Genomic DNA, 14,593 nt, shown 5'->3' on the forward strand with positions numbered 1-14,593 from the left:
TCCCGCCCAACGTGTCCGGCGCCGTTCGCCCCCCGCGATCCTTCTTGTTCCGCTTGGAGAAACGCCGGACAACCGATGCGTCATGGTGGCACCCGTCACGCAATCGGGTCAATATCTAGGTGAAACTTGACTGAACTCGATGGCCGGTGCCAACTTGTGAGCATCGGAACCGAGGGTCATCTCGATCGCACATCGACTATCGTTCCTCTAAGCGAAACACACCGGAAACAATCCGACCGAAGGCGGTAGCCCATGACCGACGCCCTGTCCGGAGTCCGCGTGCTCGACGCGGCCACGCTCTTCGCCGGGCCGCTCGCGGCGACGCTGCTCGCCGACTTCGGGGCCGAGGTCGTCAAGATCGAGCACCCGAAGGGCGACCCCGTGCGCAGCCACGGCGCGCAGCGCGACGGCGTCGGGCTGTGGTGGAAGATGCTCGGCCGCAACAAGAAGGCGGTCACGCTCTACCTCGGGTCCCCCGAGGGGCAGGAGCTGTTCCGCCGGCTCGCCGCCGACGCCGACGTGGTGATCGAGAACTTCCGGCCCGGGACGCTGGAGCGGTGGGGCCTGGGCTACGACGAGCTGAAGAAGATCAACCCCGGGCTCGTGCTGGCCCGCGTCACGGGATTCGGGCAGACCGGCCCGTACGCGCGGCGGCCCGGGTTCGGGACGCTCGCCGAGGCGATGAGCGGGTTCGCCGCGATCACCGGTGAGCCGGACGGGCCGCCGACGCTGCCGCCGTTCGGCCTCGCCGACGGAATCGCCGCCCTGACCACAGCGTATGCGGTGATGACGGCGCTTCGGGCGCGCGAGGCCACCGGCGAGGGCCAGGTCGTCGACCTGGCGATCATCGAGCCGATCCTCACCCTGCTCGGTCCGCAGATCATCACCTACGACCAGCTCGGCGAGCTGCAGGCCCGCACCGGCAACCGGTCGCACAACAACGCGCCGCGCAACACCTACCGCACCCGCGACGGCGGCTGGGTCGCGATCTCCACCAGCGCCCAGTCGATCGCCGAGCGGGTGATGCGCCTCGTCGGACGCCCCGAGTTCATCGACCAGCCGTGGTTCGCGTCCGGCGCCGAGCGCGCGAAGCACGCGGACGAGCTGGACGAGGCCGTCGGCTCGTGGATCGCCGAACGCGACCGCGACGAGGTCGTCCGGGCGTTCGAGGAGGCCGAGGCCGCCGTCGCGCCGATCTACACCGCCGCCGACGTGATGACCGACCCGCAGTTCGACGCGCTCGGCACCATCGCGACCGTCCCCGACGACGAGCTCGGCCCGGTGAAGATGCAGAACGTGCTGTTCCGGCTGTCGCGGACGCCCGGCCGCATCGAGTCGGCGGGCCCGCCGCTCGGCGCGCACACCGCCGAGATCCTCGGCCGCTACGGGGTCGGCGAGGCGGAGCTGGACGAGCTGCGCGCGAAGGGCGTCGTCAGGTGACGCCCCGCACGTGGCTGTACGTGCCCGGCGACCGGCCCGACCGCGTCGCCAAGGCCCTCGGCTCCGCCGCCGACACGGTGATCCTCGACCTCGAGGACGCCGTGGCGCCCGCCGCGAAGGCGGACGCGCGCCGCACCGTCGTCGGCGTCCTCGCCGAGGGCCGCCCGGCGTACGTCCGGATCAACGCGCCCGGGACCGCCGACGGCGACGCGGACGTCCGGGCCCTCGCCGCGTCGCCCGGCGCGCTCGCGGGCGTCCGCATCCCCAAGTGCGAGGACCCGGACGGGCTGCGCCGCGTCGCCGACGCCCTCGGGGCGCCCGTCCTGCCCGTCGTCGAGTCGGCCCTCGGCGTCGAGCGGGCGTTCGCGCTCGCCACCGCGCACCCGCTGGTCGCGGGCATCTCGCTCGGCGAGGCCGACCTGTCGGCCGACCTGCGGGCGGGCGGGGACGCGCTCGCGTGGCCGCGCTCCCGGATCGTCGTGGCGGCCCGCGCCGCCGGGCTGCCGAGCCCGCCGCAGAGCGTCTGGACGGCCGTCCGCGACCTGGACGGCCTGGCCGCCGACACCCGCGCCGGGCAGCGCGCCGGATTCTTCGGCCGGTCGGTGATCCACCCCGCGCAGATCCCCGTCGTGCACGAGGCGTGCGCGCCCGACCCGGCGGACGTCGCCTGGGCGCGCGACCTGACCGGCCGCCTCGCCGAGCGCGGCGACGCGCCGGACGCGGACGCCGCGTGGCTCGACGCGGACGGCCGGTTCGTCGACAAGGCCGTCGTGGAACGCGCCTTCGCCATTCTCGAGGCCGCGAAAGCCGCCGCCGGAACAGCCCCCAAGGAAGGAACACGTCCATGAGCTCCCCCGACCCGCTGCTCGCCGCGGTCGCCGGCGGCGTCCGGCTGATCGAGCTGGGCCAGCCGTTCTTCACCGGCATGCCGTGCTCGCCGAACCACCCCGGCTTCCGGATGACGCTGATCCGGCGGCACGGCGACATGATGCGCCCCGACGGCGGCTCCGCCGCCAACGAGATCATCGTGACCGGCGGGCACGTCGGCACCCACATCGACGCGCTGTCGCACGTCAGCCACGACGGCGAGCTGCACGGCGGGATCGACGCGGCGGAGGCGCAGCGCGGCGGCGCCTTCACCAGCCACGGCGCCGAGAACCTGCCCGGCCTGCTGCGCCGCGGCGTGCTGCTGGACGTCGCCGCCGTGCACGGCGTGGACGTCCTGCCGCCCGGCTACGGCGTGACCGCCGAGGACCTCGACCTGGCCGCGAAGCGGGCGGGCGCCGAGCCCGGCGCGGGCGACGTCGCGCTGATCCGCACCGGTTGGGCGCGCAACTTCGGCGACACCACCGCCTACCTGGGCAAGGAGACCGGCGTGCCCGGCGCGACGCCCGAGGCGGCCCGCTGGCTCGCCGACCGCCGGATCGTCGCGACCGGCGCCGACACCACCGCCTACGAGCAGATCGCGGCGGGCGCGGGCCACGCCGTCCTGCCCGTCCACCGGGTCCTGCTCGTCGAGTCGGGCATCTTCATCATGGAGCACCTGAACCTGGAGGCCCTGGCCGCCGAGGGACGGCACGAGTTCGTGTTCGTGCTGGCCCCGCTGCGGATCAAGGGCGGCACCGGCTCCCCGGTGCGGCCGCTCGCCGCGGTCTCCGCGGGGACGGCGCCGCGCGGGGAGGGGTCGGCGTGACCACGACGCGGACCGCGGCGACGCCCGTCCAGCGGCTCGCCGCCCTCGCCGACCGCGTGCGGGCCGAGGGCCTGCCCGCCGAACTGCGCGACGACGCCGCCCGCCGGGTGCTGGACGCCCTCGGCAACAGCCTCGCCGCCACCGGGGAGCCCCCGGCCCGCGCCGTCGGGCAGCTCGTCGCCGAGTGGGGCGGCGCGGGCCGCGCCACCGGGATCGGCACCGCCGCCCGGCTGCCCGAGCCGAGCGCCGCGCTGCTCAACGGCACCCTCGCGCACTCCCTCGACTTCGACGACACCCACCTGCCGTCGGTGCTGCACCCGTCGGCGTCCGTCGTGCCCGCCGCGCTCGCCGCCGCCGAGGCGCACGGCGCGTCCGGCGCGCGGCTGCTCGACGCGGTCGCCGTCGGCGTCGAGATCACCGTCCGGATCGGCATGGCCGGGTACGACCGGGAGCTCGGCAACTCGGTGTTCTTCGAGCGCGGCCAGCACGCCACGGCCATCTGCGGGGCCGTCGGCGCCGCCGCGTCCGCCGCGATGCTGTCCGGCCTGGACGCCGACGGGATCGCCGACGCGATGGGCATCGCCGCCAGCATGGGGTCGGGGATCCTGGAGGCCAACCGCACCGGCGGCACCGTCAAGCGGGTGCACTGCGGCTGGGCGGCGCACGCCGCCGTGACCGCCGCCGGGCTCGCCCGCGCCGGCCTCACCGGCCCGCCGACCGTCCTGGAGGGGCGGTTCGGGCTGCTGCAGGCGTTCTGCGGCGACCGGGTCGACCTCGACGCGCTCACCGACCGGCTCGGGGAGCACTGGGAACTGCCGGGGATCTTCTTCAAGCCGTACCCGTGCAACCACTTCACCCACGCGGGCGTCGACGCCGCGCTGGCGCTGCGCGCGCGGGGGCTCGACCCGTCCGACGTCGACGAGATCGAGCTGGGCGCCCCCGCGCCGGTGCTCCGCACGATCGGCGAACCCCACGAGGACAAGATCCGTCCGAAGTCCGGGTACCACGCGGCGTTCTCCGGCCCGTACACGGTCGCGGCGGCGCTGCTCGGCGGCGGCGGGCTCGGCGTCTTCCACGAGGACTTCACCGACGAGGCCGCCGCCGACCCGGCGCGGCTCGCCCTGGCGGCGAAGGTGCGGTGCGTCCCCGACCCGCGCTGCGACGAGATCTTCCCGCACCAGTTCCCCGCGGTGCTGCGCGTCCGCACCCGCGGCGGCGCCGTCCTGGAGGAGCGCGTCGACGCCAACCGCGGCGGCCCCGGCAACCCGCTGTCGGCCGACGAGCTGGCGACGAAGTTCCGGCTGAACGCGTCCCGGGCCGTCCCGGCCGAGCGCGCCGGGCGGATCACCGAGCTCGTCTACGGGCTCGCCCGCCTGGACGACCTCACCCCGCTGACGTCGCTGCTGGCGTGACCGGGCGGACGGCGTCCACGCCGTCCGCCGGGATCCGCGCGGCGGTCCAGCCGGACCGGTCGGCCGCGTAGAACGACGCGCCGTCCGGCCCGGCCGGGCCGTCGGGCACCGGGCGCATCCCGAGCCGCTCCGCGACCCGCACCGACACCGCGCTGTCCGGGTCGATCTCGGCGGCGACGCGCCGCAGCCCCACCACGCCGAACGCGTAGTCGAGCACCGCGCGGGACGCCTCGGCGGCCAGGCCCTCGCCCCACCGCTCCGGCTCCAGGCTGTAGACGATCTCGACGCCGGCGCCCGGCCCGTCCCGGCCGGTCAGCCCCGCGACGCCGATCAGCGGCTCGTCCGCCGGCCGCGCGGGGCGCAGCGTCCACAGCCCGTAGCCGAGCGCGGCGAAGTCCCGCCGGCTCGCCGCGATGATCTCGGTGACCTGCACGGCCGACACCGCCGCGTCGCCGAACAGGTGGCGGCGGACCGGCGGCCGCGTCCAGTGCGCCAGCAGCGGCCGGTGGTCGCGCATGCTGACCGGTCGCAGCGCCAGCCGCTCGGTGCGCAGCAGTTCACGCATGCCCGTCCCCGTCCTGCGGCCACTCCGGCGCGGGCTCCCCCTCCGGCACCCCGACCCGGAACACGCGCAGCTGCATCGCCAGCGCCGTGTAGTACCCGACGAGCGTGACCAGCTCGACCACCGCGGAGCGGCCGAGCGTCGCGACCGCCTCGGCGTACACCGCGTCCGACACGTCCTGCTCGGCGGCGAGCTGCCGCACCGCCTCGTACACCACCCGCTCCCGGACGTCGCCGAGCATCGGCGCGCGCCCCTCGCGCAGGGCGTCGATCTCCTCCTGGTCCAGGCCCGCGCGCAGCCCGATCCGCTCGTGCGCGTACCACTCGAAGTCCGAGCGCAGGTGCGCCGCGACGACCAGCGTCGCGATCTCCCGCTCCCGCTTGGTGAACGCGGTGCGGAACCGCAGCGCGGCGCCGAGGTCCTGCAGGGGGAGGCCGACCGACGGGCTGTACAGCATCGCGTTGAACGGGCCGAGCAGCCGCCCGTCCTCGTCGGTCAAGCGGAACGCGGGCGACCGGCCGGAGCGCGGCCCGCCCGTCACCGCCTCGTACACGGCCCGCTGCTCGTCGGCGAGCGCGCCGGGCGGCAGCAGGGGCAGCCGCGACGCGGACGGCTCGCGGCGCTGGCGGTCGGCGACGTGCTCACCGCTCACGGGGTCGATCACGTACCGCACGGTAGGCGGTCGGCGCGGGCCGCTCAAGACCCGTCCGCAATATGGAACCGTGACGCGGTGCCGACCTGTCGATCACGGCAGGGGCCCGCGCTGGCAGGATGGACGGGTGACCGGCATCTACGACGACCCCTGGGCCTACGAGCTGGCGTGCTCGTTCCGCGACGTCGCCGCGGAGGTCGACGTCCTGCTCGCGTGGTGCGCCCGGCACCGCGCGCCGGGGGCCCCGCCCGTCCGGACCGTCCTGGAGCTCGCCGCCGGGCCCGCCGAGCACGCCCGCGGGTTCGCCCGGCGCGGCCTCGCCGCGACCGCGCTCGACCTGAACGCCGCGATGTGCGGGTACGCGGCGAAGTCGGCCGCGCGGGACGGCGTCGGCCTCGACGTCGTCCGCGCCGACATGACCGCGTTCGACCTGGGCCGCCGGTTCGACCTCGTCGTCACCATGCTCGACTCGACGTCGCACCTGATGACGCTCGACGCGTTCGTCGCGCACCTGCGCCGCGTCGCCGCCCACCTGGCGCCCGGCGGCCTGTACATCGTCGAGATGTCGCACCCCCGGGACCGGCTGGGCGACGACGACCCGAGCGTCGGCACCGCGTGGACGGTCGAGCGCGACGGCGTGCGCGCGTCCGTCCGGTGGGGCGAGCCCGGCGACCGGCTCGACCCCGTCACCCAGATCGCCGACGACCGCGTCACGGTGGCGATCGAGGAGCCGGGCGGCGCCCGCACCGTCCGCGACGTCGTCCCCTACCGGTTCTGGACGGCCGGGGAGCTCGACGCCGCGATCCGCCTCGCGGGCGGCCTCACGGCCGTCGCGCGGTACGGCGACTTCGGGGACGGCGCGGACGCGGTCGCCCTCACCGACCCCGAAGCCTGGCGCATGATCACGATCCTGCGGGCCGGTCAGCCCGCGGGCGCCCAGCCGGGCATCGGGTAGCCGGCGAGCAGCTCGCGGATCTCGGCCGCGACCCGCTCGACGACCGCGTCCGCGTCGTCCTTCGCCACGGCCTGCACGACCTCGTCGAGCCACGCCGCGACCTGCGGCATCCGCTCCTCGGTGAGGCCGCGCGTGGTGATCGCGGCGGTGCCGAGGCGCAGCCCCGACGGGTCGAACGGCTTGCGCGGGTCGAACGGGACGGCGTTGTGGTTCAGTTCGATGCCCGCCCGGTCGAGGGCCTTCGCCGCGGGCTTGCCCGCGACGCCCTTGTTCGTCAGGTCGATCAGGATCAGGTGGTTGTCGGTGCCGCCGGACACCAGGTCGTACCCGCGCTCGACCAGCGCGGCGGCGAGCGCCTTCGCGTTCGCGACGATCTGCCGGGCGTAGCCGGCGAAGCCGGGCTGCGCGGCCTCCCGCAGCGCGACCGCGATCGCCGCCGTCGTGTGGTTGTGCGGGCCGCCCTGGAGCCCCGGGAAGACGGCCTTGTCGATCGCCTTCGCGTGCTCGGCCGTCGACATGACCATCGCGCCCCGCGGGCCCCGCAGCGTCTTGTGCGTGGTCGTGGTGACGACGTCGGCGTGCCCGACCGGCGAGGGGTGCGCGCCGCCCGCGATCAGCCCCGCGATGTGCGCGACGTCCGCCGCCAGCACCGCGCCGGCCTCCCGGGCGATCTCCGCGAACGCCGGGAAGTCGATCGTCCGGGGCACGGCCGTCCCGCCGCACCAGATCAGCTTCGGCCGCTCCTTCAGGGCGAGGTCGCGCACCTGGTCCATGTCGATCCGCCCGGTGTCGGCCCGCACCTCGTACCGGACGGGCCGGAACCAGGCGCCGGTCGCCGACACCGACCAGCCGTGCGTCAGGTGGCCGCCCATCGGCAGCGACAGGCCCATCACCGTGTCGCCCGGCCGCAGGAACGCCATGTACACGGCGAGGTTCGCGGGCGACCCGGAGTACGGCTGGACGTTCGCGTGCTCGACGCCGAACAGCGACTTCGCCCGGTCGACCGCCAGTTCCTCCAGCGGGTCGATGTTCTGCTGGCCCTCGTAGTAGCGGCGGCCCGCATAGCCCTCGGAGTACTTGTTCGTCAGGACGGACCCGGTAGCCTCGAGCACCGCGGGCGAGACGTAGTTCTCGGACGCGATCAGCCGGATCTTCTCGAACTGGCGGCGCGCCTCGTCCTCGACGAGCCGGGCGATGTCGGGGTCGCTGCCGCGCAGATGGGGTACGGCGGGTTCGTGCATGTCGCTCTCCGCGCTGTCGGCCGGGGCGGCAGGGCGCCCCGGTGAAGGGGGCCCGAACACCCAGGCGCGCGGTGCGCGGACTACGGTCGCTCCCCGGTGGTCGTCTCCACCTTGACTGCGCCAGTCGCGTGGACGTCATCATACCGACCGGCCCGCCGGCGCGGCGCGGGCACCGACACGACGGCGAGCCCGCCGAGCAGCAGCGCCGTCCCGGCGGCCACCGGGCCGGACATGGACTCGCCCAGCACGAGCACGGCGAGGACGACCGCGACCAGCGGCTCCACGAGGCTCAGGGTCCCCGCGGTCGCGGCGCCGACCCGTCCCAGCCCGGTGACGAAGCACATGTAGGCCACCGCCGTCGCCGCGACGCCCAGCCAGCCGACCAGCGCCGCCGCGCGCGGCTCCGCGAGCGCCGGCAGGGCCGCGATCGTCCAGGGCGCCAGGACCGCCCCGCCGGCCAGCAGCGTCACCGACACGGCCGCCGCCGTGCCCGCGCCGCTCCCGGCCATCCGCTTGGCCGCGACCGTGTAGACGCCGAAGCAGCACCCCGCCGCCAGGCTCAGCGCGACGCCCGCCGGGTCGACGCGCACCGCGCCCTGCGGCAGCGCCAGCAGGGCGACACCGCCGACCGCGCACGCCGTCCCGGCCCACCAGCCGCGCCCCGGGCGGGCACCGAGCACCAGCCGCTCGCACACCCCCGTCGACACCGGCACCAGCCCGAACACCACGGCCGTCGCGACGGCCGCGCCGGTCCGGTCCACCGCGCTGAAGAACGCCGCCTGGAAGGTCCCGGTGGCCGCCGCGGCCGCGAGCACCGGCCGCCACGCGTCCCGCCGGACCGCGAACGCACCGCGATCGGCCACGAGGGTGAACAGGGCCAGGATCGCCCCGCCGAACAGGATCCGCGCGCCCCCGACCGCCACGGGGCTCGCGTCCGCCGCCGCGAGCACCTGCGCCGGCCCGACCGTCCCCCACAGGACGCCCGCGGCCAGCACCGGCAACGTCCCCGACATGCCATTCCACCGGTACATGCGGACGAAGCTAGAAGGTCATACGGCGATACCGCACAGCGACCGGTCATTCATTCGGTTGTGCCATCACCGTCCGCTACCTATTCGGCGAGATCCCCACCCGGTCGCCGTCACGCGTACGACGTTCGGCGTGCACGCTCGTCCGCCGCCGGAAGTTCGGACTGCTCGACGGGCTGGACGTAGTCGTAGACCACGGTGGTGCGCACGTCCACGAACTCCTTGCGCCGCGCCAGCCGGTCGAGCACGAAGTCGCGCAGGTACGCGGTGCTGGGCACCGCCACGTGGACGAGCAGGTCCTCGTTCCCGGTCACGACGAACACCCCGACCGCCTCGGGCATCGCCGCCATCCCGTCCCGCGCGGACTCGATCGCCTCCCGCGACTGCGGCCGGATCCGGATCGAGATGAGCGCCTGCACGCCCCGGCCGAGCCGCTCCAGGTCGGCCGCCGCGTGGACCCCGGTGATGACGCCCCGCGAGCGCAGCGCCCGCGTCCGCTCGAGCGCCGTCGACGGCGCGACCCCCACCGCCTCGGCGAGCTCCCGGTTCGTCTGCCGTCCGTCCCGCTGCAGGCGCCGCAGGATCGCCTGGTCGACCGCGTCCATGTCGCATCCCTCGTTCCCTGGTCCGATGCCGAACCCTCGCACGCGCATCCACGCCCGAGAGCCGTTGCCCCCGAAGAATATTCGGCCCCCGCCCACCCACCCCAACGACCGCAAGCCCTGGGGCCGGCAGCGGGCGGAGGGGCTCGGCGAGTCCGCTCTTGCGGTTGTGGTGTGTCGATGGGCACATCGTGCTCGCGGCCGATGCCGGGGCGAGCGGAGGTTCGCGCCGTTGTGCGTTCGGTGTCCGGTTCGGGAGGCCGGACGAGCGCGAGACCGGTGATTTCGCCGATGCGGCGGGCGGCGGGTGTCCCCAGAATGTCCGGCCGAGGCAGAGGCGGCGGCGCGGCCGCCCGGGGATCGAGGGTGAACGTGAGCGGAGCTCATCGTGCGGGGGGCCCGCATGGCGGCCGTGCCCGGCGGGTGCGGCGGGCGCTGGTGATCGCGGGGGCGGCCCTCGCGGTGGTGGCGGGGACGTCCGTGTACGCCGTGTCGGAGAGCGGCGGGTGCGGCGGGAGCCCGGTCGCGCTGGACGTGGCGGTGGCGCCGGAACTGGTTCCGGCGGTGGCGCGGGCCGGCGACGACTTCAACCGGCGGGAGCGCCGGGTCGGCGGCAGGTGCGTGCGCGTGGCGGTGCGCGCCGCCGGCCCGGCGGGGGTGGCGGCGCTGCTGTCGGGCCGGATCCCGCCGGACGCGGGGGTCCGCCGGCCGGACGTGTGGGTGCCGGACTCGTCGCTGTGGCTGCGGACGCTCGACGACCCGCCGGAGACGGTCGGGGGTCCGGTCGCGCGGTCGCCGCTGGTGGCGGCGGTGCCGCGGCGGCGGGCCGACGACGTCGCCGCGCCGACGTGGGACGGGCTGCTCCGGGCGTCGATGCCCGGAGCGGGGGACGCGCGGTCGATCCGGCTGACCGTGGCGGACCCGGCCCGGACGGGCGCCGGGCTGACCGCGCTGCTGCTCGTGCACGCGCGGCTGCACGCGGCGCAGGCGTCGTTCGCCGCGTTCGCGCGGGCGGCGCAGGAGAACATGGCGCAGGACGCGGCCGGAGCATTCAAGTACCTCGCAGGAGGCGGGGAGAGCATGCTGCCCGTGCTCCTCGTGCCGGAGCAGAGCGTCTGGGCGTACAACCGCACGGGGCCGAAGGCGCCCGCGGAGGCGGTGTACCCGCGGGAGGGCACGCTGTCGCTCGACTACCCGTTCGTGCTCGTCGATCCGGAGCGGGACGAGGCGGCGCGGCTGTTCGAGGGGGCGCTGCGCACCCCGGGGGCGCGGGACGCGCTGCGTGCGCTGGGCTTCCGCGACACGGGAGGCGCGCCGCCGCCGGACTTCCGGAGCGCCGCGGGCGTGCGGGCGCAGCGGCCCGCGGAGCTGGCCGCGCCGACGTCCGAGGAAGTGCGGGAGGTCGCGCAGGGATGGGCGCGGCTCGCGCTGGGGTCGCGGATGCTGTCGGTGATCGACGTGTCGGGGTCGATGGCGGCGAAGGTGCCGGGCACGGACCTGACGCGGCTGCAGGCGATCGCGCAGGCGTCCCAGCAGGGGCTGGCGCTCCAGCCGGACGGCACGGAGCTGGGCCAGTGGGTCTTCTCGACGCGGATGGACGGGCGGCGGGACTGGCGCGAGACCGTGCCGATCGGCCCGCTCGGGGAGCGGATCGGGTCGGCGACGCGGCGGCAGCGGGTGCTGGGCACGCTCACGTCGCTGCGGCCGAAGCCGGACGGCGACACGGGCCTGTACGACACGCTGCTCGCGGCCGTGGCGTTCATGCGCCGCACCCACAAGCCCGAGATGATCAACACCGTGCTGGTGTTCACCGACGGCCGCAACGACGACCCCGACGGGCCGTCGCTGGACGAGGCCATCGCCCGGCTGCGGGACGGGAGCGACCCGCGGCGGCCGGTGCAGATCATCGTGATCGGGTTCGGGCCGGAGGTCGACACGGGCGAGCTGAAGCGGCTCGCGGACGCCACGCGCGGCAGCGTCTACACGGCGGACCGGCCCTCGGACATCCTGCGGATCTTCGGGGAGGCGACGGCCCGCAGGCTGTGCGCCCCCGACTGCTGAACGTCCGGACGCGCCGCGGGCCGGCACCCGTCCGGGTGCCGGGCCGCGGCGCGGAACCGCGTCAGCCGCGGGCCGCGGCCTCCATGTGCTGCTTGACCGCGGCGCGCTTCTCCCGCAGCTTCGCGAGCGCCTCCTCGAGGATGGCCTCGCCGTCCTCGTCGCTGCGGCGCTCCTTCACGTAGGCGAGGTGCGTCTTGTACGGCTCGGTCTTCGGCGGAGCCGGCGGGTTGTCCGCGTCCTGCCCGGCGGGGAACCCGCAGCGCGGGCAGTCCCACGTCTCGGGCACCGCGACGTCGGTCGCGAAGCTGGGGCGGGTCTCGTGCCGGTTCGCGCAGTAGAAGGTCACCCAGACGCGGGGCGCGGCGTCGCCGCGCTCCGCCTCACCCATCGGACCGGCCCCGACGCGGCTGCCCCGAATCGCGTTGCCACTACCCACGGACTACTCCTCGTTCACTCTGCCGCGGCCGCCCGTGACCTCGGGAGGACGGCACGGCGCTCGTACGGTGGATCAGGCGGCTCAGCCCGCGTCGCCCTTGAACAGCAGCGCCAGCACGATGATCGAGGCGAACCAGATCACCCCGGTGCCGACGGTCAGCCGGTCCAGGTTGCGCTCGACCACCGACGACCCGCCGAGCGACGACGAGACGCCGCCGCCGAACATGTCGGACAGGCCGCCGCCCTTGCCCTTGTGCATCAGGACGAGGACGACCATCAGGAGGCTCGAGAGGATGAGCACGGCGGACGTTGCGATGATCACGGTTCAAGCGCCTTCTCTGGCCGGACCCGCATGAGCGGGACGTGTCTGTGGTTCAAGGTCGAGGGTCGAGCCGGGCGGTTTACCCGTCCGCCTGAAAGGGTACGACGAACTACCCGCTGGTTCGGCAAGAACCCCCATGTCACGAGGAATTGATCACTTTTGATCAGGCCGGAAGGTCCCGGTACCGGCAGATCTTGACGAATTCACCGGGGTCAAGGCTGGCACCTCCCACCAGGGCGCCGTCCACGTCGGCCTCCTGCATGAGCTTGGCGACGTTGCTCCCCTTCACCGAGCCGCCGTACAGGATACGCACCCGGTCGGCGAGATCCCCGTCGTACAGCTCGGCGAGCCGCGTGCGGATCGCGGCGCAGACCTCCTGCGCGTCCTGCGGGGTGGCGACCTCGCCGGTGCCGATCGCCCAGACCGGCTCGTAGGCGATGACGACCTTCTCGGCCTGCTCGGCGGGGATCTTCTCCAGGCCGCCGTCGACCTGCGCGAGGACGTGCGCGACGTGCTCGCCGGCCTTCCGGACGTCCAGGCCCTCCCCCACGCACAGGATCGGCGTGAGCTCCGCGGCGAGCGCCGCCTTCGCCTTGGCGTTGACGACCGCGTCGTCCTCGTTGTGGTACTGCCGCCGCTCGGAGTGCCCGACGACCGCGTAGGTGCAGCCGAGCTTGGCGAGCATCGACGCGGCGATCTCCCCGGTGTAGGCGCCGGACGCGTGCTGCGACACGTCCTGCGCGCCGTAGGCGATCCCGAGCTTGTCGGCGTCGACGAGGGTCTGCACCGACCGGATGGCGGTGAACGGCGGGACGACCGCCACGTCCACGGCGTCGTAGTCGGCCTCCTTGAGCGCGAACGCCATCTTCTGGACGAGCGCGATCGCCTCGAGGTGGTTGTTGTTCATCTTCCAGTTGCCCGCCATGAGCGGCTTGCGGGAAGGTGCGGCTGCCATCGGGTCAGTCCTCCAGTGCCTGCAGGCCGGGGAGCGTCTTGCCCTCGAGGTACTCGAGGCTCGCGCCGCCGCCGGTCGAGATGTGGGAGAAGGCGTTCTCGTCGAAGCCGAGCCGCCGGACGGCCGCGGCGGAGTCGCCGCCGCCGACCACGGTGAACGCGCCCGAGTCGAGGAGGCCCTGGGCGACGGCGCGGGTGCCGTGCGCGTAGGGTTCCATCTCGAACACGCCCATGGGGCCGTTCCAGAAGACGGTCCCGGCGCCTTCCAGCCGGGACGCGAACAGCTTGCCGGACTCGGGGCCGATGTCGAGGCCGAGCCGGTCGGCGGGGATCGCGTCGGCCGGGACGACGGCGTGGTCGGCGTCCGCGGCGAACGCGGTCGCGGCGACGACGTCCACCGGCAGGACGAACTCGACGCCGTTCGCCTCGGCGCGCCGCAGGTACTCGCGGACGGTGTCGAGCTGGTCCTCCTCGAGGAGGCTCCGGCCCACCTCGTGGCCCTGCGCCTTGAGGAAGGTGAACACCATGCCGCCGCCGATGAGGATGCGGTCGGCCTTGCCGAGCAGGTTGTCGATCACGCCGAGCTTGTCGGAGACCTTGGAGCCGCCGAGGACGACCGCGTACGGGCGGGCGACGTCGGCGGTGAGCCGGCGCAGCACGGAGACCTCGGCGTCGATCAGCTCGCCGGCCGCGTGCGGGAGCCGCGCGGGCACGTCGAAGACGCTGGCGTGCCGGCGGTGCACGGCGCCGAACCCGTCGCCGACGTAGCAGTCGGCGAGGGCGGCGAGCTCGTCGGCGAACGCGCCGCGCTCGGCGTCGTCCTTGCTGGTCTCGCCGGGCTCGAAGCGCAGGTTCTCCAGCAGCGCGACGTCGCCGTCGCCGAGGCCGCCGGCGGCGGCGCGGGCGGACGGGCCGACGACGTCGTCGGCGAACACGACCCGGGTGCCGAGCAGCTCGCCGAGCCGGGTCGCGACGGGGCCCAGCGAGAACTCGGGCCTGACCTCGCCCTTCGGACGGCCGAGGTGGGCGCAGACGACGACGCGGGCGCCGCGGGACCGCAGCCGCGAGATCGTCGGCAGCGCCGCCCGGATCCGGCCGTCGTCGGTGATCGTCCCGTCTTCGAGCGGGACGTTCAGGTCCGCGCGGACGAGCACGCGCCGACCGGCGACGTCGAGATCGTCAATGGTGCGCATCGGGATGCGGTGTCCTTCCGGATACGGCCCCGCCGTGGCCGCG

General features: G+C 75.0%; 14 protein-coding genes, 1 pseudogene and 1 riboswitch. Of the genes and pseudogenes, 6 read left to right on the forward strand and 9 right to left on the reverse strand.

What is annotated here, in order from left to right:
- Positions 1-252 precede the first annotated feature (252 nt).
- The 4 genes from H505_RS0137615 to H505_RS0137630 are packed head-to-tail and all read left to right on the forward strand — an operon-like array spanning position 253 to position 4,545.
- On the forward strand, positions 253-1,440 hold the full coding sequence (locus H505_RS0137615; RefSeq protein ID WP_026406086.1) for a CaiB/BaiF CoA transferase family protein: 1,188 nt from the start codon (positions 253-255) through the stop codon (positions 1,438-1,440).
- Positions 1,437-2,288, forward strand: a complete 852-nt coding sequence (locus H505_RS0137620; protein WP_026406087.1) for an HpcH/HpaI aldolase/citrate lyase family protein — start codon at positions 1,437-1,439, stop codon at positions 2,286-2,288. Before H505_RS0137615 ends, H505_RS0137620 begins: the two co-directional genes overlap by 4 nt.
- The gene (locus tag H505_RS0137625) at positions 2,285-3,133 is read left to right on the forward strand and encodes a cyclase family protein (protein WP_026406088.1); all 849 of its coding nucleotides are present in this window, start codon (positions 2,285-2,287) and stop codon (positions 3,131-3,133) included. The genes H505_RS0137620 and H505_RS0137625 overlap by 4 nt, the downstream gene beginning before the upstream one ends.
- Positions 3,130-4,545, forward strand: coding sequence for an MmgE/PrpD family protein (locus H505_RS0137630; protein WP_026406089.1), 1,416 nt, complete (start codon positions 3,130-3,132; stop codon positions 4,543-4,545). Before H505_RS0137625 ends, H505_RS0137630 begins: the two co-directional genes overlap by 4 nt.
- Here H505_RS0137630 and H505_RS46870 read toward each other — a convergent pair.
- Together H505_RS46870 and H505_RS0137640 are read right to left on the reverse strand one after the other, a co-directional pair.
- Positions 4,517-5,110 carry a GNAT family N-acetyltransferase gene (locus H505_RS46870; protein WP_034521825.1) on the reverse strand — a complete coding sequence of 198 codons (594 nt, stop codon included), beginning with the start codon at positions 5,108-5,110 and terminating at the stop codon, positions 4,517-4,519. The genes H505_RS0137630 and H505_RS46870 overlap by 29 nt on opposite strands.
- A complete protein-coding gene (locus tag H505_RS0137640) occupies positions 5,103-5,771 on the reverse strand; it encodes a carboxymuconolactone decarboxylase family protein (RefSeq protein WP_051301640.1) in 669 nt (222 codons plus the stop codon). The genes H505_RS46870 and H505_RS0137640 overlap by 8 nt, the downstream gene beginning before the upstream one ends.
- 115 nt (positions 5,772-5,886) lie before the next feature.
- Between H505_RS0137640 and H505_RS0137645 the strand changes: the two genes are divergently transcribed.
- Positions 5,887-6,714: a class I SAM-dependent methyltransferase gene (locus tag H505_RS0137645; RefSeq protein WP_026406091.1), complete on the forward strand. Its 828-nt coding sequence runs from the start codon at positions 5,887-5,889 to the stop codon at positions 6,712-6,714.
- Here the strand turns inward: H505_RS0137645 and H505_RS0137650 are convergent.
- The 3 genes and pseudogenes from H505_RS0137650 to H505_RS46880 all read right to left on the reverse strand — a co-directional run bounded on the left by H505_RS0137650 (position 6,681) and on the right by H505_RS46880 (position 9,588).
- The gene (locus H505_RS0137650; RefSeq protein WP_026406092.1) at positions 6,681-7,955 is read right to left on the reverse strand and encodes a serine hydroxymethyltransferase; all 1,275 of its coding nucleotides are present in this window, start codon (positions 7,953-7,955) and stop codon (positions 6,681-6,683) included. The two genes, H505_RS0137645 and H505_RS0137650, sit on opposite strands and share 34 nt — an antisense overlap.
- 51 nt (positions 7,956-8,006) lie before the next feature.
- A riboswitch (ZMP/ZTP riboswitch) is annotated at positions 8,007-8,093 on the reverse strand.
- Positions 8,094-8,140: 47 nt separating this feature from the next.
- Positions 8,141-8,986, reverse strand: a pseudogene (locus tag H505_RS52875) (DMT family transporter); the annotation flags it as partial.
- Between the two features lie 110 nt (positions 8,987-9,096).
- Positions 9,097-9,588, reverse strand: a complete 492-nt coding sequence (locus tag H505_RS46880) for an Lrp/AsnC family transcriptional regulator (protein WP_051301605.1) — start codon at positions 9,586-9,588, stop codon at positions 9,097-9,099.
- 369 nt (positions 9,589-9,957) lie between these two features.
- Here H505_RS46880 and H505_RS46885 point away from each other — a divergent pair, with 369 nt between their 5' ends.
- Positions 9,958-11,646 (forward strand): substrate-binding and VWA domain-containing protein, encoded by a 1,689-nt coding sequence (locus H505_RS46885; RefSeq protein ID WP_169528910.1) that lies wholly within the window; start codon positions 9,958-9,960, stop codon positions 11,644-11,646.
- 61 nt (positions 11,647-11,707) lie between these two features.
- On the opposite strand, the gene H505_RS0137670 is transcribed toward H505_RS46885, so the two are convergent.
- The 4 genes from H505_RS0137670 to H505_RS0137685 all read right to left on the reverse strand — a co-directional run bounded on the left by H505_RS0137670 (position 11,708) and on the right by H505_RS0137685 (position 14,550).
- Complete coding sequence (locus H505_RS0137670) at positions 11,708-12,082, reverse strand: RNA polymerase-binding protein RbpA (RefSeq protein WP_084551273.1); 375 nt, start codon at positions 12,080-12,082, stop codon at positions 11,708-11,710.
- 81 nt (positions 12,083-12,163) lie between these two features.
- Positions 12,164-12,403 (reverse strand): preprotein translocase subunit SecG, encoded by a 240-nt coding sequence (gene secG / locus H505_RS0137675; RefSeq protein WP_026406094.1) that lies wholly within the window; start codon positions 12,401-12,403, stop codon positions 12,164-12,166.
- A 163-nt stretch (positions 12,404-12,566) separates the two neighbouring features.
- Positions 12,567-13,358, reverse strand: coding sequence for a triose-phosphate isomerase (gene tpiA, locus H505_RS0137680; RefSeq protein ID WP_026406095.1), 792 nt, complete (start codon positions 13,356-13,358; stop codon positions 12,567-12,569).
- 4 nt (positions 13,359-13,362) lie between these two features.
- Positions 13,363-14,550, reverse strand: coding sequence for a phosphoglycerate kinase (locus H505_RS0137685; protein WP_026406096.1), 1,188 nt, complete (start codon positions 14,548-14,550; stop codon positions 13,363-13,365).
- Positions 14,551-14,593 lie beyond the last annotated feature (43 nt).

The organism is Actinomadura rifamycini DSM 43936, from assembly GCF_000425065.1.
Lineage (GTDB): Bacteria > Actinomycetota > Actinomycetes > Streptosporangiales > Streptosporangiaceae > Spirillospora > Spirillospora rifamycini.

Bases quoted from the DNA above. Each gene is read 5' to 3' on its own strand.
- H505_RS46870 (WP_034521825.1), bottom strand. From the start codon at position 5,110: ATGCGTGAACTGCTGCGCACCGAGCGGCTGGCGCTGCGACCGGTCAGC.
- H505_RS0137615 (WP_026406086.1), top strand. From the start codon at position 253: ATGACCGACGCCCTGTCCGGAGTCCGCGTGCTCGACGCGGCCACGCTC.
- tpiA (WP_026406095.1), bottom strand. From the start codon at position 13,358: ATGGCAGCCGCACCTTCCCGCAAGCCGCTCATGGCGGGCAACTGGAAG.
- H505_RS0137650 (WP_026406092.1), bottom strand. From the start codon at position 7,955: ATGCACGAACCCGCCGTACCCCATCTGCGCGGCAGCGACCCCGACATC.
- H505_RS46880 (WP_051301605.1), bottom strand. From the start codon at position 9,588: ATGGACGCGGTCGACCAGGCGATCCTGCGGCGCCTGCAGCGGGACGGA.
- H505_RS0137625 (WP_026406088.1), top strand. From the start codon at position 2,285: ATGAGCTCCCCCGACCCGCTGCTCGCCGCGGTCGCCGGCGGCGTCCGG.
- H505_RS0137685 (WP_026406096.1), bottom strand. From the start codon at position 14,550: ATGCGCACCATTGACGATCTCGACGTCGCCGGTCGGCGCGTGCTCGTC.